Annotated in this window: 16 protein-coding genes and 1 tRNA gene; 10 read left to right on the top strand and 7 right to left on the bottom strand. The window is 58.7% G+C overall.

Features of this window, described 5'->3' with window-relative positions; genetic code table 11:
* Positions 1-4 precede the first annotated feature (4 nt).
* The 5 genes from FN828_RS00080 to FN828_RS00060 all read left to right on the top strand — a co-directional run bounded on the left by FN828_RS00080 (position 5) and on the right by FN828_RS00060 (position 6,340).
* The gene (locus tag FN828_RS00080) at positions 5-1,081 is read left to right on the top strand and encodes a branched-chain amino acid ABC transporter permease (RefSeq protein WP_142491344.1); all 1,077 of its coding nucleotides are present in this window, start codon (positions 5-7) and stop codon (positions 1,079-1,081) included.
* Positions 1,082-1,163: 82 nt separating this feature from the next.
* Positions 1,164-2,447: an ABC transporter substrate-binding protein gene (locus FN828_RS00075; protein ID WP_136339320.1), complete on the top strand. Its 1,284-nt coding sequence runs from the start codon at positions 1,164-1,166 to the stop codon at positions 2,445-2,447.
* A gap of 76 nt (positions 2,448-2,523) precedes the next feature.
* Positions 2,524-3,348: an ABC transporter ATP-binding protein gene (locus FN828_RS00070; RefSeq protein WP_142491343.1), complete on the top strand. Its 825-nt coding sequence runs from the start codon at positions 2,524-2,526 to the stop codon at positions 3,346-3,348.
* Between the two features lie 99 nt (positions 3,349-3,447).
* On the top strand, positions 3,448-4,668 hold the full coding sequence (locus FN828_RS00065; protein WP_142491342.1) for a phenylacetate--CoA ligase family protein: 1,221 nt from the start codon (positions 3,448-3,450) through the stop codon (positions 4,666-4,668).
* 31 nt (positions 4,669-4,699) lie between these two features.
* On the top strand, positions 4,700-6,340 hold the full coding sequence (locus tag FN828_RS00060) for a peptidoglycan-binding domain-containing protein (protein WP_185958891.1): 1,641 nt from the start codon (positions 4,700-4,702) through the stop codon (positions 6,338-6,340).
* Between the two features lie 52 nt (positions 6,341-6,392).
* Here FN828_RS00060 and FN828_RS00055 read toward each other — a convergent pair whose 3' ends face one another.
* The 3 genes from FN828_RS00055 to FN828_RS00045 form a co-directional block, all read right to left on the bottom strand.
* Positions 6,393-8,204 (bottom strand): PHA/PHB synthase family protein, encoded by a 1,812-nt coding sequence (locus tag FN828_RS00055; protein WP_142491340.1) that lies wholly within the window; start codon positions 8,202-8,204, stop codon positions 6,393-6,395.
* Positions 8,205-8,364: 160 nt separating this feature from the next.
* Positions 8,365-8,490: a type B 50S ribosomal protein L36 gene (ykgO, locus tag FN828_RS00050; RefSeq protein WP_012177066.1), complete on the bottom strand. Its 126-nt coding sequence runs from the start codon at positions 8,488-8,490 to the stop codon at positions 8,365-8,367.
* Positions 8,491-8,555: 65 nt separating this feature from the next.
* A tRNA-Val gene (locus FN828_RS00045) sits at positions 8,556-8,630 on the bottom strand.
* Between the two features lie 150 nt (positions 8,631-8,780).
* Between FN828_RS00045 and FN828_RS00040 the strand changes: the two genes are divergently transcribed.
* Entirely contained in the window at positions 8,781-9,641 is an 861-nt protein-coding gene (locus FN828_RS00040) for an N-formylglutamate amidohydrolase (protein ID WP_142491339.1), read from the top strand.
* Between the two features lies 1 nt (position 9,642).
* Here the strand turns inward: FN828_RS00040 and FN828_RS00035 are convergent, their stop codons facing one another.
* Positions 9,643-10,896 carry a DNA polymerase IV gene (locus FN828_RS00035; RefSeq protein ID WP_142491338.1) on the bottom strand — a complete coding sequence of 418 codons (1,254 nt, stop codon included), beginning with the start codon at positions 10,894-10,896 and terminating at the stop codon, positions 9,643-9,645.
* A 59-nt stretch (positions 10,897-10,955) separates the two neighbouring features.
* Between FN828_RS00035 and FN828_RS00030 the strand changes: the two genes are divergently transcribed.
* Complete coding sequence (locus FN828_RS00030; RefSeq protein ID WP_142491337.1) at positions 10,956-11,384, top strand: NUDIX hydrolase; 429 nt, start codon at positions 10,956-10,958, stop codon at positions 11,382-11,384.
* Positions 11,385-11,425: 41 nt separating this feature from the next.
* Here the strand turns inward: FN828_RS00030 and pyrF are convergent, their stop codons facing one another.
* Positions 11,426-12,121, bottom strand: coding sequence for an orotidine-5'-phosphate decarboxylase (gene pyrF / locus FN828_RS00025; protein ID WP_142491336.1), 696 nt, complete (start codon positions 12,119-12,121; stop codon positions 11,426-11,428).
* A 195-nt stretch (positions 12,122-12,316) separates the two neighbouring features.
* Between pyrF and clpB the strand changes: the two genes are divergently transcribed.
* Positions 12,317-14,935, top strand: coding sequence for an ATP-dependent chaperone ClpB (gene clpB, locus FN828_RS00020; protein ID WP_142491335.1), 2,619 nt, complete (start codon positions 12,317-12,319; stop codon positions 14,933-14,935).
* A gap of 60 nt (positions 14,936-14,995) precedes the next feature.
* On the opposite strand, the gene FN828_RS00015 is transcribed toward clpB, so the two are convergent.
* A complete protein-coding gene (locus FN828_RS00015; RefSeq protein WP_142491334.1) occupies positions 14,996-15,439 on the bottom strand; it encodes a DUF302 domain-containing protein in 444 nt (147 codons plus the stop codon).
* A 259-nt stretch (positions 15,440-15,698) separates the two neighbouring features.
* On the opposite strand from FN828_RS00015, the gene msrP reads away from it, so the two are divergent.
* On the top strand, positions 15,699-16,604 hold the full coding sequence (gene msrP, locus FN828_RS00010) for a protein-methionine-sulfoxide reductase catalytic subunit MsrP (RefSeq protein WP_142491333.1): 906 nt from the start codon (positions 15,699-15,701) through the stop codon (positions 16,602-16,604).
* Between the two features lie 2 nt (positions 16,605-16,606).
* Positions 16,607-17,209: a protein-methionine-sulfoxide reductase heme-binding subunit MsrQ gene (gene msrQ / locus FN828_RS00005; protein WP_142491332.1), complete on the top strand. Its 603-nt coding sequence runs from the start codon at positions 16,607-16,609 to the stop codon at positions 17,207-17,209.
* A gap of 18 nt (positions 17,210-17,227) precedes the next feature.
* Here the strand turns inward: msrQ and FN828_RS20730 are convergent.
* The coding region (locus tag FN828_RS20730; RefSeq protein ID WP_221930515.1) for a hypothetical protein at positions 17,228-17,526 on the bottom strand (299 nt) is incomplete at its 5' end.

Below are 17,526 nucleotides of genomic sequence, written 5' to 3'. Positions count from 1 at the left end.
GAATATGTTCTATCGTGAAGCGGGCGATTTCAAAACGTCCTATGTCGATGACAACCAAACCTTTCCGATCAAGTTTGATCGCTATCGCTACTATTTCGTTCTGCTGTTCGCCTTTTTGGTCGTGCCGTTTGTAATCAATGACTACTGGGTGAACGCCGTATTCATGCCGTTCCTGATCTATTCGATCGCGGCAATCGGGCTGAACATTCTGGTGGGCTATTGCGGGCAGGTGTCGCTGGGGACCGGGGGCTTCATGGCTGTGGGCGCTTATGCCTGCTACAAGCTGATGACTGCGTTCCCCGAAGTGAATATCTTCTTCCATGTGCTGTTGGCCGGTGGCGTGACCGCAGTGGTTGGTGTGCTGTTCGGCCTGCCCTCGCTTCGGATCAAAGGGTTCTATCTGGCGGTGGCCACGTTGGCGGCGCAGTTCTTTCTGGTGTGGCTGTTCAACAAAGTGCCGTGGTTCTACAACTACTCGGCTTCGGGACAGATCAGTTCTCCGGAACGCACAGTGTTCGGCTATGCCGTGACCGGCCCGCATACAAGCGCATGGGCGACCTATCTGTTCTGTCTGGTGTTCGTGGTGCTGTGTGCCGTGATCGCCCGCAACCTGACCCGTGGCACCGTTGGCCGTAAATGGATGGCCATTCGTGACATGGATATTGCGGCTGAAATCATCGGCGTGGACCCGCTGCGGTCGAAGCTGAGCGCCTTTGCTGTCAGCTCGTTCTTTATCGGGATTTCCGGGGCGCTGTTCTTCTCGGTGTATCTGGGCGCTGTCGAAGTTGGGGAGGCTTTCGGCATCAACAAATCGTTCCTGGTGCTGTTCATGATCATCATCGGCGGTCTGGGGTCGATCTTTGGCTCTTTCGCCGGGGCAGCGTTCCTGGTGCTGTTGCCGGTGCTGCTGAAGAACGTACTGGTGTCCGGTCTGGGCTGGCCCACCGATCTGGCCGCGCATCTGGAATTCATGATTGTGGGTGGTCTGATCATCACGTTCCTGATCGCCGAACCACATGGGCTGGCGCAACTGTGGCGCGTCGCCAAGGAAAAACTACGGCTTTGGCCCTTCCCGCACTAAGGCGGGGCCAGCCAAACACCGGGGGGCAAAACCCCCGGTAAACCGAAACCATCGGATATGACCAAAGGGAGGAATTAAACCGATGAAACTGAAACTGATCTCTGCCGCTGTTGCTGCCATTGTGGCCGCAGCCCCGGCAATGGCTGACCTGACCTTTTCCGCGCTGAGCTACCGGACTGGTCCCTATGCCGCGAACGGCATCCCCTTTGCGGATGGCTATCAGGATTATTTCACCCTGCTGAACGAACGCGATGGCGGCATCGGCGGTGAAAAGATCAATCTGGTGGAATGCGAAACCGGCTATAACACCGAAAAAGGCGTGGAATGCTATGAATCCACCAAAGGTTCGGGCGCGCTGGTGTATCAACCGCTGTCGACTGGTATCACCTATCAGCTGATCCCCAAAGCCACCGCAGACGGTATTCCGGTTCACTCGATGGGCTATGGTCGGACCTCGGCCAAGAACGGCGCTGTGTTCAACAACATCTTCAACTATCCCGCAAACTACTGGGATGGCGCTTCGGTTGCGATCAAGCACCTGCTGGACCTCAATGGCGGTGATCTGAAGGGCAAGAAAATCGCGCTGGTTTACCACAACTCGGCCTACGGTAAGGAACCGATCCGCACGCTGGAAGAACTGTCGAAAAAGCACGGCTACACTCTGACCCAACTGGCTGTTGACCACCCCGGTCAGGAACAGAAATCCCAGTGGCTGCAAATCCGCCGCGAACGCCCGGATTATGTGATCATGTGGGGCTGGGGCGTGATGAACCAGGTTGCCATTCAGGAAGCTGTAAACATCCGTTACCCGATGGAAAATTTCATCGGTATCTGGTGGTCGGGTTCGGAAAACGACGTGCTGCCCGCCGGTGAAGGTGCCAACGGCTACAAGGCGCTGACCTTCCACAACGTGGGTTCGGATTACCCGCTGTATGACGACATCAAGAAATATGTCGTTGACGCAGGCAAAGCCGCAGGCGCGGGCGATCAACTGGGTACGGTTCTGTATAACCGTGGTCTGTACGCCGCAATGCTGGCCGCAGAAGCCGCCAAGACCGCACAGGCGATGCACGGCACTGCCACCATCACCCCGCAGCAAATGCGTGACGGGATGGAAAACCTTGAAATGACCGAAGACAAAATGACCGCTCTGGGTCTGCCGAACTTCGGCCCGTCGTTCAAGGTGTCCTGCGCCAACCACGGTGGTGACGGCTTTGGTGCTGTGACCCAGTGGGATGCAAAAGCTGGCAAATGGAACATGATCACCGAGTACATGCAGTCGGATCAAGAGGTTCTGAACCCGCTGATCGCTGGCGACTCGGAAGCGTATGCCAAGGAAAATGGCATCACGCCGGGCTGTAACTAAGTCCTTGATCACCGTCCCGGCTGCGCCTTGTGCGTGGCCGGGGCCTACCCGAACGATTATCAGAAAGTAGACGCAGATGCTGGACGCTGGACCCACCGATGAGACCCTTCTGGAGGTCAACAACATCGAGGTGATCTACAACCACGTGATCCTTGTGCTGAAAGGTGTCAGCCTGAAAGTCCCCAAAGGCGGGATTACCGCCCTGCTGGGGGGTAACGGCGCGGGCAAGACGACCACGCTCAAGGCGATTTCAAACTTGCTGCATTCCGAACGCGGCGAGGTGACAAAGGGCAACATCATCTATCGCGGCGAACGCGTACAGGACCTGAACCCGGCAGAGCTGGTGAAAAAGGGCGTGATTCAGGTGATGGAAGGCCGTCACTGTTTTGAACACCTGACCGTTGAAGAAAACCTGTTGACCGGATCGTATACGTGCGGCGCATCGCGTGGTGACATTGATGCCGATCTGAACATGGTTTACGACTATTTCCCACGTCTGAAAGAACGCCGCCGCAGTCAGGCCGGTTATACATCGGGCGGCGAACAGCAGATGGTTGCGATTGGGCGGGCGATCATGTCGCGGCCCGAATGTATCCTGCTGGATGAACCTTCGATGGGGCTGGCCCCGCAATTGGTTGAAGAAATCTTTAACATCGTGCGGGATCTGAACGAAAAGGAAGGCGCGACTTTCCTGTTGGCGGAACAGAATACCAACGTGGCGCTGCGGTTCGCGCATTACGGCTATATTCTGGAATCGGGCCGTGTTGTGATGGATGGCCCCGCCAAGGAATTGCGGGAAAACCCGGATGTGAAGGAATTCTATCTGGGTATGTCCGACGATGGGCGCAAAAGCTTCCGCGATGTGCGGTCCTATCGCCGCCGCAAGCGTTGGCTGAGCTGATCCAGCGCCTATTTCAACCGGGCGGCGTTATTTGCCGCCCTTTTTCCCAGAACTACCGCCGGATGCCCGCCTGACCTGCCCGGCAAGGAGACCAGTAGGATGACCCGTTATTTTGACGATCTGGAAACCCGCAGCGCCGATGCCCGTGCCGCGGCCATCGCCAGCGACCTGCCCCGGCAGATTGCCCGCGCACAGGTGCTGCCCGGATATGGTGACAGTCTGGCCGGGGTCGAGGCAACGGCGATCACCGGGATTGCCGATCTGGCGAAACTGCCGGTTTTGCGCAAATCCGATCTGGGCAAGGCCCAAGCCGCCAGCGCCCCCTTTGGCGGGCTGACAACGCGGGGCGTCAGCGGATTCGCGCATATTTTCCAATCCCCCGGCCCGATCTACGAACCGGGCGGCACGGAACATGATTGGTGGCGGATGGGCCGGTTCCTGCACGCCGCCGGGATTGGCAAGGGCGATATCGTGCAGAACTGTTTTGGCTATCATCTGACACCTGCGGGGATGATTTTTGAATCCGGGGCGCGCGCCGTTGGTGCTGCCGTATTGCCCGCTGGGACCGGGCAGACCGAATTGCAGGCCCGCGCGGCAGCAGATATTGGCGTGACTGCCTATGCCGGGACACCCGATTACCTGAAGGTGATTCTGGACAAGGCCGAAGAAATGGGCCTGAAGCTGGGGATCACCAAGGCCGCAGTCGGTGGCGGCGCGTTGTTCCCGTCCTTGCGTCAGGAATACAAGGATCGCGGCATTTCCTGTCTGCAATCCTATGCCACTGCCGATCTGGGCAACATTGCGTATGAAACTGACGCGATGGAAGGCATGATCGTGGATGAACATGTCATCGTGGAAATCGTAACCCCCGGCACCGGCGACCCTGTTGCCCCCGGTCAGGTGGGCGAAGTGGTCGTGACCACGCTGAACCCCGATTACCCGCTGATCCGGTTTGCAACTGGCGACCTGAGCGCCGTTCTGGAAGGGACCAGCCCTTGTGGGCGGACCAATACCCGGATCAAGGGCTGGATGGGCCGCGCGGATCAGACCACCAAGATCAAGGGCATGTTCGTGCGCCCCGAACAGGTGGCTACGCTGGTCGCTAAGCATTCCGAGATCGTCAAAGCCCGCGTGATCGCAGGCCGCGAAGGCGAAATGGATACGATGACCGTGCAGATCGAGGCACAGGGCGGCGATGCCGCGTCCTATGCCGCATCCGTTGCTGACGTGTTGAAATTGAAGGGCAAGATCGAAGTTCTGGCACCCGGTTCTTTGCCGAATGACGGGAAAGTTATCGAAGATCAACGCACTTACGATTAAGCTGACTGGCAGAACCAAAGGGAGGTCTGCCATGAAAGCGCATCGTTTGATTTTTGGGGCCGTGGCGCTTTGGGCGACCACGGCCTTGCCGTCTTGGGCCGAAGATCTGGCATTGATTTTAACCAATCGCAGCTATGACCAGATGCAGAATGCGCCGGATGCGGCGCAATATCGGGATTATTCCGATGCGCTGCGCCGGGCCGGGTTTCAGGTGTATGGCGGACAGGATTGGATCGCCCGCAGCATGAGCCAGACCGCCGAAGATTTTCGACAGGCGTTGGCGCGGTCTGATGTGGATCGGGTCGTTGTGGTGCTGTCGGGGCGCATGGCCAAAGGCCCCGGCGAAAGCTGGCTGTTGGGGCGTGATGCCAACAATGTAACGGCGCTGAATGTGGGCCAGTACGGGGTGTCGGTGAATGCTGTGCTGCAACTGCTGGCCGCCCATCCGGGCAAGGCGCTGGTGGTGATGACCCCGGCCTTGCGACCTGCGACACAGGTGGGCGCGGGGATGCAGGGGGACGCCGTGGATGTGACCTTGCCGCAGGGTGTAACGGCGATGCGTGGCCCGGCAGATCGGGCGCTGGTGGTGCTGCGGGATCGGGTGCTTGGGGCTGGAATGCCGCTGGGGCAGTTGGCGCGGCAACAGGGAACGGGGGTTTCGCTGTCGGGGTATCTGCCGGATATGCAGCCGTTGGGCGGTACTGGCGTTGGTTCGGTCGATCAGGATGGCGCGTATTGGGATGCGGTGCGCGATATAGCCACGATAGAGGCATATCGCGCCTATATGACCCGTTTCCCGCGGGGGACGCATGTATCCGAAGCGCGGCGCCTGATCGAAGACATCTTGCAGCGGCCGAACCGCGAAGCCGAAGCCGCCGAGGCGGCCTTGAACCTGTCGCGAGAGGCGCGGCGTGAAATTCAACGGCAGTTGAGCTTGTTGGGCTTCGATACGCGCGGCATTGACGGCGTGTTCGGGCGTGGCACCCGTGCGGCGATTACAGCCTATCAAAGCAGCAAAGGCTGGATCGAAACCGGGTTCGTGAATGCGGAACAATTGACCACATTGCGCCGGGACGCGGATCGCCGGGCGCGGGAATTGGAAGAGGAAGAACGACAGCGCCGGGCCGAGGAGGAACGCCGGGATCGTGAGTTCTGGCTCTCGACCGGCAGTCCGGGCAGCGAGGAGGGGTTGCGGACCTATTTGCGACGTTTCCCCGATGGGCTGTATGCCGATGAGGCGCGCTCCCGCTTGGACGAGATCGACCTGCGTCGTCGCCGCGAGGCGGATTACCAGATGCGTGTTGCATGGGATCAGGCGCGAACCGCTGACACGATCGAGGCGTATCGGCAATATCTGTCAGATTATCCCAACAGCGATTTTTCCGCTACCGCGCGGGATCGGATCGAGGAACTGGAGGCAGAGCGTAGCAACCGCGACCAAACCGAACAGGACAAAGCCGAAGAGGCATTGGTTGCTGGTAACGCGATTGCCAGACTGCTGGTTGAAAAGACGTTGAAAAATGTCGGGTTCGATCCGGGTCCGGCGGATGGGGAATTCGACAAGCAGACCCGCCGTGCGATTCGACAGTTCCAGCGAGCCAGCCAATTGCCGGTGACGGGATATGTGTCACAAACCACGATGGTGCGCCTGATGAGCAGAACCGGGCGCTGAGTAAATAAGACAGGCCCGGATCGGTTTATGCGATCCGGGCCTGTTTCAGGTGTTATTTCTGGAACACATATGTGCCCGGTGCCGGGCAAAGTGGTGCTAGTCTTTGGCCCGGTGCGCCAATGCGCGGTGGTTGCACAGGCGTGGTGCCGGATTGGGACTGCATCAGCCAATCCCGCCATTGCGGCCACCATGAACCGTCCTGTTTGTCATGGCTGGCCAGCCATGTATCAGGATCGGTATACAGCGCCCCGGCCGTGCGGTGGCCGATGCGGTAATGGCGGTGGGGGTGCCCCGGTTCGCTGACGATGCCGCCGTTGTGGCCGCCTTTGGTCAGCACAAAGGTCAGATCGCCATCCGTGAACAGTGCGGTTTTGTAAACTGAATGCCACGGTGCGATGTGGTCTTTTTCGGTGCCAACGACAAAGAACGGCACCTTGATATCCTTGAGCGCGATAACGCGGCCATCCACGGCATAGCGCCCGGCGCTCAGGCGGTTTTCCATGAACAGGCTGCGCAGATATTGCGAATGCATTTTATAGGGCATTCGGGTGGCATCCTGATTCCAAACAGAAATATCTGCGGCCTTGTCATCCAATCCCATCAGATAGCGGCGCACGGCGCGGGTCCAGATCAGATCCTCGGCGCGGAGCGCCTGAAAAGCACCGCTCATCTGCCGCTGATCCAGATAGCCCTGATCCCACATCATATCGTCCAGATAGGCGACCTGACTTTCATCCAGAAACAGCAGCAATTCCCCGGCCTCGGTGAAATCTGTCTGCGCAGCCAGCAGCGTGACAGAACCAAGACGGGAATCGCCGTCCCGCGCCATTGTGGCGGCGGTAATGGACAGGATCGTGCCCCCCAGACAATAGCCGCAGGCGTGGATTTTTTGATCCGGCACAATCGTTGCAACGGCGTCGACAGCAGCCATCACGCCCTTGGTGCGATAATCGTCCAGCGTGGTATCGCGCAATTCCGCGCCTGGATTGACCCAAGAAATCGCAAAAACGGTAAAGCCCTGACCGACAAGATAATTGATCAGCGAATTATGTGGGCTAAGGTCAAGGATATAGTATTTCATGATCCATGCAGGCACGATCAGGATCGGTTCAGCCTGCACGGTTTCGGTTTGCGGGCTGTATTGGATCAACTCCATGATTTCGTTGCGGAACACGACCTGACCGGGGGTGCAGGCCAGCGTTTCGCCCACGATGAAATCGCCGGAATCGGCGTGGGGCCGGTCGGTGGCGGCGTCCTCGATGTCCCGCATCAGCAGGTTTAGCCCAGCGATCAGCGATTGGCCTTTGGTGTCACGGGCCTGCGCCAAAATTTCAGGGTTTAGCTGTGGCAGGTTGGACGGGGCGATCATGTCCAGCAGTTGCCGCACCATGAAATCCACGCGGTCAGTGTTTTGGGGCAGGGCGCCGGGAATGCAGCAGGTGGCGTGATCCCACCAATCCTGTACGGCCAGAAACCCCTGCTGCATCATGTTAAAGGGCGGCTTGGTCCAGCCTTCGTGGGTGAAACGGTGATCTTCGGGTTTGGGATTGAACGGGGCTTCTGCGTCTTCGCGGAACTGCCGTGTCAGGTAAGTGGTCAGTTTCAGCGCGTTTTGCCCGGCTTGTTCCATCAGTTCTATTTGCCGTCCGGGGGCGGTGGCCAGATGGGCCATCCAGTCCGCCCATGCGGCAGCGGCGGCATAGGGCGACAGCCCCGAGGTCATACGCGCCATTGATGCGCGCAAGGCTTTGTCAAATGTCTCGTATTTGTGCTGGGGGGCAGCGGGGCGCGGGGCCGGTGGCTGCGTGGGTTTCGCGGCAATAGGCAAAGGCGTGACAGTGGCGGGTTTTGGTTTTGCGGACATGTGGTGCCTTTGGGGTTGGGAACGGGTTCCGATTCCCGTGCCATATGACACATTTAGGATGTCACATTGTTGACTGGGGTCAAATTTTGCCAACACCACAAAGAAAAAGACCGCCCCGGCAAATGCGTGGGGCGGTCTTTTGCTTGAACTCTAACCGTTCTTAGCCTTGACGGGCTTTGAAACGGCGCTGCGTCTTGTTGATGACGTAGACGCGGCCTTTACGGCGCACGACACGGCAGTCGCGGTGACGCTGCTTGAGCGAGCGGAGCGAGTTTTTGACCTTCATGGCCTTCTCCTTCATTCGCGGCGCCTTGCGCCTGGGTTTGCGGGTCGCCTAAAAGGCGAGGTTAATGGTGGGCGATACAAGGATCGAACTTGTGACCCCTTCGATGTCAACGAAGTGCTCTACCGCTGAGCTAATCGCCCGTATTTGTCCCGAAACGGCCCGAACCCCTAAAGAAAGGGGCGCGGAAATCCGCGCCGGTCTGCGCTCTATAAAAGGAGTCGCAGGGGTGATCAAGGGCTTTTGGTCACAAGATTATTCAGTCTATGATATTTCTTAGGACAGGAGAGTACATGCCCAAGGCTGCGTATAGAGTATTGATGCCACAATCGCGCACAAGCAGCGTGATTTTTGCGTCCCCGCATAGCAGCCGGGACTATCCGAAAAGCTTTTTGCAGCAGTCAGTTCTGGACGATCATGCGATTCGGTCATCCGAAGATGCGTTTGTGGACCGATTGTTCGCAGGCGCATCCGATTCTGGTGCGCCGTTTATCGAAGCGACCGCCCCCCGCGCCTATGTGGATATGAACCGCAGCCCGGATGAATTGGACCCGGCGCTGATTCAGGGAATGCGCAGCGTGACCTACAATCCGCGAATCGTGTCAGGGTTGGGGGTGGTGCCGCGTGTGGTGGCGAATTCGCGCTGTATTTACAGCGGAAAGCTGACAATGGAGGAGGTGCAGGCGCGGATTGATACCTATTGGCACCCCTATCATGAAAAATTGCAGTCGCTTCTGAACGAATCGCACGAGCTGTTCGGGCAGGCGATTCTGATTGATTGTCATTCCATGCCACATGAAGCGCTGGATAATTTGGCCCGGTCGGGGATGCGTCGGCCCGAGGTGGTTCTGGGGGACAGATTCGGTGCATCGGCCAGCGCCGCTGTGATGGATGTGGTTGAACGCGCCTTTTTGGACGAAGGGCTGAGCGTGGTGCGAAATGTTCCCTTTGCCGGGGCTTATACGACACAGCATTATGGCCGCCCATCCCGCAGGCAACACACGATTCAGGTGGAAATCGACCGTTCGCTTTACATGAACGAGCCGTTAATTCGACCGAACAATAACTTTCGCGCCATGCAAGAGGCGATGGCGCGGATCATCGGTAAAATCGCCGCCTATGGCGAGGGGCAGCAGCAATTAGCGGCTGAATGAATCACCGCAGGGAGCGGCCCTTGGTGATGGCATCCTTGCCAAAGCGTTTGCGAATCTCGTCCGTGGCGCGTTCCGCGCGGCTGCGGGTTTCGGCCAGCGGGTCCAGCAGGTCGCCGGAATGTCCGGCTTCGTGTTCTGGACACAGGTCGGAAATACCCACCCCGATCAGCCGATACGGACCTTCGCCCGGCACCTGATCGTATAGCGCCCGTGCCACCCGATAAATCCGGTCCGCCAGTTGCGCGGGTTCGCGCTGGCTTTGGCGGCGGGTCAGAATGCGGTGATCGGATTTTTTCAGTTTCAGGGTAATGACGCGCCCGGCCAACCCGCGTGCCTTGGCGCGGTCCGCGACGTTTTCAGCCAGCCGCCACAGGTGGCCGTCCAGAATATCGGGGTTGCTGGTATCTTCGTTGAACGTGGTTTCATTGGAAATGGATTTGATCGGTTCGTGCGGCGTGACCGGGCGATTGTCCTGCCCTCGTGCCAGATGCCACAGGCGATCCCCCATTGCGCCGAACCGCATGCGCAGATCATTTTTGTCCCAGCGTAGCAGATCGGTAAAGGTGCGAATCCCGGCCTTTTCCAGCGCCGCTTGTGTGGCGGTGCCAACGCCCCAGATCATGCGCACGGGTTTATCCTTTAGGAAATCGGTGGTTTCGGCCTGACCGATGACGGAAAACCCGTTTGGTTTATCCAGATCTGATGCGATCTTGGCCAGAAACTTATTGTGGCTTAGCCCGATGGACCCGGTAACGCCCAGTTCATCCCGCATGCGTTTGGTCAGGCGGGCTAGCATCACGGCGGGCGGGGCGCCATGCAGGCGTTCGGTGCCGGACAGGTCCAGAAATGCTTCGTCCAATGACAGGGGTTGGATGGCGGGGGTTAGTTCCTCCATCATCGCGCGGATGGCGCGGCTGACTTCAACATATAGCGCCATGCGGGGCGGGATCACCACCGCGTCCGGGCATAGTTTCAGCGCCTGAAACATCGGCATGGCGGAACGCACCCCCCGGATGCGGGCCACATAGCAGGCGGTGGACACCACGCCACGCCGCCCACCGCCGATAATCACTGGTTTGTCCGCTAAATCGGGGTTTTCGCGCTTTTCAACCGAGGCATAGAAGGCATCGCAATCCATATGGGCGATGGACAGCGTCAGCAGTTCAGGATGCGAAACGATCCGCGGCCCACGGCAGGACGGGCAGCGGTTGCCGCTTTCAAACACGGTCAGGCAGGAACGGCACAGGGCGGGCATTCGATCAGAGTTTCGTGACTGTCATGGGCAAGTCGTCTGCGCATGATTATATAACGGGCATGAGTGAAGATACAGATTTTCGGGGTGCCAAACTGGCGCTGTTTATTGGTGGTGAACTGGCGGTGATCATGCGGGATGAAAAGCCCGGATTGGTCTGGGCGGGGCATTTGGACCTGCCGGGCGGCGGGCGGGAAGGGGTGGAAAGCCCTGAAACCTGCGTGTTACGTGAAACACACGAGGAACTGGGGCTGTTGCTGCATCCGCGCGACCTGATTTGGAAACGCGTCTTTCCGGCCAGCACGGGCGAGCCGGTTTGGTTTTTTGCGGCGATGCTGGAGGCAGGGCGCGAGGCGGATATTCGGTTCGGTAACGAAGGGCAGTATTGGGAATTGATGCCGCCCGAGGTGTACCGGCAGCACCCGCGCCGCATTCCGCATTTTGCCGATAGGGTCGGGATATTCCTACGGGATCAGGCCGTGGTGCGCTAAGCGGAAAAGCGAAGGCCCGGAATGGTCCGGGCCTTGTTGTGTCAGATGGATTTGATTTTGTCCAAAATCGCCAGCGCGGCGGCGCGGGGATCGGGCTGCGCCCAGATCGGACGGCCCACCACGATATGATCGGCCCCATCGGTTAGCGCCTGCGCCGGAGTGGCAACGCGTTTCTGATCGCCAAGTGCTGCACCTGCGGGGCGCACGCCGGGGGTGACGATCAGGCGGCCTTCGGCCTGCGGAAGGGCACGGATCAGCGCGGCTTCTTGCGGGCTGGCGATCACGCCATCGGCCCCGGCTTCGAGCGCATTGGCGGCGCGTTCCAGTACCAGATCTTTGACATCGCCGGATTTGATTAGGCTGGCATCCAGATCGGCCCGGTCCAGCGACGTCAGGATCGTGACGGCCAGAATTTTCAGGTCTTTGCCTGCGGCACCTTCTTTCGCGGCGCGGACAACATGGGGGTCGCCGTGGACGGTCAGAAAATCCAGATCGTATTGCGCCACACCGCGCACGGCGGCTTCTACGGTCGCGCCGATGTCAAAGAACTTCATGTCCAGAAAGATACGTTTGCCGTATTCCTGTTTCAGTTCATTCGCCAGGGCCAGTCCGCCGCCGGTCAGCATTCCCAGACCGATTTTGTAGAAGGACACCGCATCACCAAGCGTTTTGGCCAGTTCAAGGCCATCCAGAACATTCGGCACATCAAGGGCAACAATCAGGCGGTCATCGGACATGGGGGACTCCTATATATAAGGTTGCGCCCTTTTCGCGGGATCGGCCCGGTCCGTCAAGCTGTGCGCGGTTACGAAAAGCATCACGGGGGCTTGAACAGGGGCGGAGTGATTGCCACCTATATCCCGAGGCCCGAAAAGGGATGTGCCGCACAGGTGGGCATCCGGCAAACAGGGCGCTTAGCAAAGGAGAGAGCGATGGACTTGAACAAGTTCACGGAGCGGTCGCGCGGCTTTATTCAGGCTGCCCAAACGATTGCTATGCGGGAAGGCCACCAACGGCTGTTGCCCGAACACATTCTAAAAGCATTGATGGATGACGATCAGGGTTTGTCGGCAAACCTGATCAATCGCGCCGGTGGGAATGCCGCCGCCGTGATCGAGGCGGTGAATGCTGCCGTCGACAAGCTGCCCAAGGTGTCGGGCGATGCGGGGCAGGTGTATCTGGATACCGCTGCCGCTAAGGTGCTGGACGAGGCAGAGCAGGTTGCCAAAAAAGCCGGGGACAGTTTTGTTCCGGTCGAACGTATCCTGTTGGCGCTGGCTATGGTGAAATCCAAGGCCAAGGACGCTTTGGATGCCGGGGCGGTGACGCCACAAAAGCTGAACGCTGCGATCAATGACATCCGCAAGGGGCGGACTGCTGACAGTGCATCCGCCGAAGAAGGTTATGACGCGCTGAAGAAATACGCCCGCGACCTGACAGAGGCCGCAGAACAGGGCAAAATCGACCCGATCATTGGCCGGGACGAAGAAATCCGCCGTTCCATGCAGGTGCTAAGCCGCCGGACCAAGAACAACCCGGTTCTGATCGGGGAACCCGGCGTGGGTAAAACCGCGATTGCCGAGGGCATGGCCCTGCGCATTATCAACGGTGATGTGCCTGAATCCCTGCGCAATAAAAAACTGTTGGCGCTGGACATGGGCGCGCTGATTGCTGGCGCGAAATATCGGGGCGAGTTCGAGGAGCGGCTGAAAGCCATTCTGAAAGAGATCGAGGCCGCTGCGGGCGAAATCATCCTGTTTATTGATGAGATGCACACGCTGGTGGGCGCGGGTAAAACCGATGGTGCGATGGATGCCGCGAACCTGATCAAACCGGCGCTGGCGCGGGGGGAACTGCACTGTATCGGTGCGACCACGCTGGATGAATACCGCAAGTATGTTGAAAAAGACGCGGCGCTGGCCCGTCGGTTCCAGCCTGTCGTGGTCGAGGAACCCACGGTCGAAGACACGATCAGCATCCTGCGCGGGATCAAGGAAAAGTACGAACTGCACCACGGGGTACGGATCAGCGACTCGGCCCTTGTGGCGGCGGCAACGCTGTCGCACCGCTATATCACGGACCGTTTCCTGCCGGATAAGGCGATTGACCTTGTGGACGAAGCGGCCAGCCGGTTGCGGATGGAAGTGGACAGCAAGCCCGAAGAACTGGACCAACTGGACCGCAATATCCTGCAAATGCAGATCGAGGTTGAGGCGTTGAAGTTGGAAGACGATGCTGCATCCAAGGATCGTCTGGCCAATCTGGAAAAGGAATTGGCCGACCTGCAAGACCGCAGCGCCGAGCTGACAGCCAAATGGCAGGCAGAGCGGGACAAGCTGGCCGGGGCGCGTGATCTGAAAGAACAGTTGGACAAGGCCCGCGCCGATTTGGAAATCGCTAAACGCGAGGGCAATCTGGCCAAGGCCGGGGAGCTGTCCTATGGCGTGATCCCGCAGCTTGAAAAGCAACTGGCCGAGGCCGAAGCCGCCGAAGATAATGGCGTCATGGTCGAAGAAGCCGTGCGCCCGGAACAGATTGCCCAGGTTGTCGAACGCTGGACGGGCATCCCGACCGCGAAGATGCTGGAAGGCGAGCGTGAAAAGCTGCTGGCGATGGAAGACGGCCTGCACAAGCGGGTGATCGGTCAGAACCTGGCAGTGAAGGCGGTGGCAAATGCCGTGCGCCGGGCGCGGGCCGGGTTGAACGATGAAAATCGTCCGCTGGGGTCGTTCCTGTTCCTTGGCCCGACCGGCGTGGGGAAAACCGAACTGACCAAGGCCGTGGCCGAATTCCTGTTCGACGACGACAACGCGATGGTGCGCATTGATATGTCCGAGTTCATGGAGAAACATTCGGTCAGCCGCCTGATCGGTGCGCCTCCGGGATATGTTGGATATGACGAAGGCGGGGTTCTGACCGAAGCGGTGCGGCGGCGTCCTTATCAGGTGGTGCTGTTCGACGAGGTGGAAAAAGCCCACCCGGACGTGTTCAACGTGCTGCTGCAAGTGCTGGATGACGGTGTGCTGACCGATGGTCAGGGCCGGACCGTGGACTTCAAGCAGACGCTGATCATCCTGACGTCGAACCTTGGGGCGCAGGCGCTAAGCCAGTTGCCCGACGGGGCCGACAGCGCGGATGCGAAACGCGATGTGATGGATGCGGTGCGCGCACATTTCCGGCCCGAGTTCCTGAACCGTCTGGACGAGATCATCATTTTCGATCGTCTGGGACGCAAGGATATGGACGGGATCGTGGATATTCAGCTTGCCCGTTTGGGCAAACGTCTGGCGCAGCGCAAAATCGCGCTGCAACTGGATACGGATGCAAAGAAATGGCTGGCCGACGAAGGATATGATCCGGTGTTCGGTGCGCGTCCGCTGAAACGGGTGATCCAACGCGCCTTGCAGGATCCGCTGGCCGAACTGCTGCTGGGCGGAGAGGTGAAGGATGGCGATGCCATTCCGGTATCCGCAGGGGCCGAGGGGCTGATTATCGGGGACCGGATTGGGAATTCCAATCAGACCCCGCCGCAGGACGCCGTGGTCCACTGATACAACAAAGGCCCGCCGGGATAACTGGCGGGCCTTTTCATTTCAGGGGGCAAACGGGGATCAGTCCATTCCGATTGCAGACCGTGCGATGGTGTCCAACAGGGCCTGCACCTCTTTCATTTCGCCTTCGGGAAATTCACGATAGCCGATGATGGTTTGATCGGGGCTATCCGGCAGTTGGGCCACGAAAATATCATAGGGGCAAAAGCGGATATTCATCGGGTCGACTTCCATCACCTTGCGCGACAGTTTGGCAGAGCAGAAGGAATAAACGTCAGCCTTTAGGAATACGGTTATGTCCGACCCCACATCTGCCTTGGTGCGTTCCAGCATTTCACCGACATGCGAGGTGCCATCGACCACCAGCCCCTGATCCAGAATGGCGTTTTCCAACCCGAACACCACATCGTCGAACGATTCATCTGTGGTGTAGGTCACGATGCCGTCTGACAGTGCCGCGCTTGCGGCCATTGTCAGGCCTGCGGCCAGAACCAGTGCTTTCATTTAATTGCCTCCTCCGTGTTTCTGCGCATCCCGGCGGATCGGGATTTGGGTGAAAGTGTTATTTCGCACTTACCTTTGTGTCTCTCTTTGACCTACATCAAAAGATATAGGGCTGATGCCAGCGTGGAACAGCGAAGCCGCTGGGCCAACCCAAATCCACAAACGTTACAATCCGGCCACGCCATCGTGAGAGGAAGTGGTTTGGCCGTTTGGCCCGGTGCGCCTTATCTTTGTGTTCATCAATAAGAGAGGGGAACACATGGCAAATCGCTGGAAATCCGATGTGGCCGCGCGGGACGTCACGCCCGAGAAGATTTATATGAACCGTCGTCAAATCATGGCGGGTTTGGCTGGGGCCGGTCTGGCGGGCGTTGCCCTGCCCAAAACTGCCCATGCCGAAGCGCTAAGCCCGAATAGCTGGGAGGACATCACCAGTTACAATAACTATTACGAGTTCGGCACGGGCAAGGATGACCCAAAGCAGAATTCCAAGCGGCTGACGACAGCCCCGTGGTCGGTCACGATTGATGGGCTGGTCGACCGGCCCGGTGCCTATGCGCTGGAAGATATCCTGTCGAAGATGACGATCGAAGAGCGGATATATCGGTTCCGCTGTGTCGAAGCGTGGTCGATGGTGGTGCCGTGGAATGGATTCGAACTGGCGGACTTGCTGAATTCGGCCGGGGCGCAATCGGGGGCGAAATATGTGGCCTTTGAAACCCTATACCGCCCCGAAGAAATGCCGGGGCTGAAATACCCTGTTCTGGATTGGCCCTATGTCGAAGGGTTGCGTCTGGACGAGGCGACGCATCCCCTGACGATCATGGCCACCGGGATTTATGGCAAACCGCTGCCCAATCAGAACGGCGCCCCGCTGCGCTTGGTGGTGCCGTGGAAATATGGATTTAAATCCATCAAGTCCGTGGTTCGGATCACGCTGACGGATAAACAGCCTCCGACAAGCTGGAACAAGGCAAATGCGCGGGAATATGGGTTCTACAGTAACGTGAACCCGCAGGTCAGCCATCCCCGCTGGTCGCAGGCAACGGAACGACGGATCGGCGGCGGTTTGTTTGCCAGTCGGCAGGATACGCTGATGTTCAACGGATATGCGGATCAAGTGGCCGGGCTATACGCGGGCATGAACCTGAAGAAGAATTTCTGACGATGATACCAGGGATTAATCAGGCGTTGCGCCATGTGCCGACATGGATCGTGTATCTTGGCGGGCTGGCATGGGCGACAATCCTGTTCTGGCAGGGTGCCACTGGCCAGTTGGGTGTGGACCCGGTCAAAGCGTTGGAACACCACTATGGGCAGGCGGCGCTGATCCTGTTGATTGCGGGGCTGGCGGTTACGCCGTTGCGGCGGCTTGCCGGGCTGAACCTGTTGCGATTTCGCCGGGCTATCGGACTGACGGCGGTTTTCTTTGTCTTGTGTCATGTCTTGGTTTGGGCTGCGTTGGATGTGCAGGCGTTGTCCCGTGTCTGGGCGGATATTGTGAAGCGGCCCTATATCACGGTGGGCATGATCGCGCTGGCGCTGCTGTTGCCGTTGGCGGCCACATCGAACAATCGGTCTGTTCGGCGGTTGGGGCCGAATTGGCGTAAATTGCATCGCTTGACCTATCCGGCTGTGTTCTTGGCGGCGGTGCATTTCGTGATGCTACGCAAGGGGATTCAGATTGAGCCGCTGGTGTATGCGGCGGGGTGTGTGCTGCTTTTGGGGCTGCGCTTGCCGGGGATCGTAGCCCGAAAGCGCTCGGCCTGACCGTTCCACGCCATAGTGTCAGCGGGGCGAGTCGCGGTGGATTCCGGTGATTTGCGCTACATCTTGTGGGTAAGTCTGGGGATAACTCAGGGTGCTGGCTCTCTTAATGCTGTTTTGCAGCATTGCAGATGCAGTATCGCGTAGGTATCTCGATGTGAAGATTCGTAAGGTATTGATTTTCAATACAAATAAAGAATTTTCAAAGAAAATCGAAAATCTTGAAAAAACTGCTTGCGGGTAGTGGGAGTTATGCTTAGAACCCCCTTCACCGGCGGCGCTGAGGCGCTTGACGGTGGGTCGGACGGACGGCGAGGCGG

Origin of the sequence: Thalassovita litoralis (assembly GCF_900182725.1) — a bacterium.
Lineage (GTDB): Bacteria > Pseudomonadota > Alphaproteobacteria > Rhodobacterales > Rhodobacteraceae > Thalassobius > Thalassobius litoralis.
The sequence above is the reverse complement of the archived record's forward strand: the minus strand, read 5'-3'. Positions and strand labels throughout refer to the sequence as shown.

Bases quoted from the DNA above. Each gene is read 5' to 3' on its own strand.
- FN828_RS00080 (WP_142491344.1), top strand. From the start codon at position 5: ATGTTCTATCGTGAAGCGGGCGATTTCAAAACGTCCTATGTCGATGAC.
- FN828_RS00075 (WP_136339320.1), top strand. From the start codon at position 1,164: ATGAAACTGAAACTGATCTCTGCCGCTGTTGCTGCCATTGTGGCCGCA.
- FN828_RS00070 (WP_142491343.1), top strand. From the start codon at position 2,524: ATGCTGGACGCTGGACCCACCGATGAGACCCTTCTGGAGGTCAACAAC.
- FN828_RS00065 (WP_142491342.1), top strand. From the start codon at position 3,448: ATGACCCGTTATTTTGACGATCTGGAAACCCGCAGCGCCGATGCCCGT.
- FN828_RS00060 (WP_185958891.1), top strand. From the start codon at position 4,700: ATGAAAGCGCATCGTTTGATTTTTGGGGCCGTGGCGCTTTGGGCGACC.
- FN828_RS00055 (WP_142491340.1), bottom strand. From the start codon at position 8,204: ATGTCCGCAAAACCAAAACCCGCCACTGTCACGCCTTTGCCTATTGCC.
- ykgO (WP_012177066.1), bottom strand. From the start codon at position 8,490: ATGAAGGTCAAAAACTCGCTCCGCTCGCTCAAGCAGCGTCACCGCGAC.
- FN828_RS00040 (WP_142491339.1), top strand. From the start codon at position 8,781: ATGCCCAAGGCTGCGTATAGAGTATTGATGCCACAATCGCGCACAAGC.
- FN828_RS00035 (WP_142491338.1), bottom strand. From the start codon at position 10,896: ATGCCCGCCCTGTGCCGTTCCTGCCTGACCGTGTTTGAAAGCGGCAAC.
- FN828_RS00030 (WP_142491337.1), top strand. From the start codon at position 10,956: ATGAGTGAAGATACAGATTTTCGGGGTGCCAAACTGGCGCTGTTTATT.
- pyrF (WP_142491336.1), bottom strand. From the start codon at position 12,121: ATGTCCGATGACCGCCTGATTGTTGCCCTTGATGTGCCGAATGTTCTG.
- clpB (WP_142491335.1), top strand. From the start codon at position 12,317: ATGGACTTGAACAAGTTCACGGAGCGGTCGCGCGGCTTTATTCAGGCT.
- FN828_RS00015 (WP_142491334.1), bottom strand. From the start codon at position 15,439: ATGAAAGCACTGGTTCTGGCCGCAGGCCTGACAATGGCCGCAAGCGCG.
- msrP (WP_142491333.1), top strand. From the start codon at position 15,699: ATGGCAAATCGCTGGAAATCCGATGTGGCCGCGCGGGACGTCACGCCC.
- msrQ (WP_142491332.1), top strand. From the start codon at position 16,607: ATGATACCAGGGATTAATCAGGCGTTGCGCCATGTGCCGACATGGATC.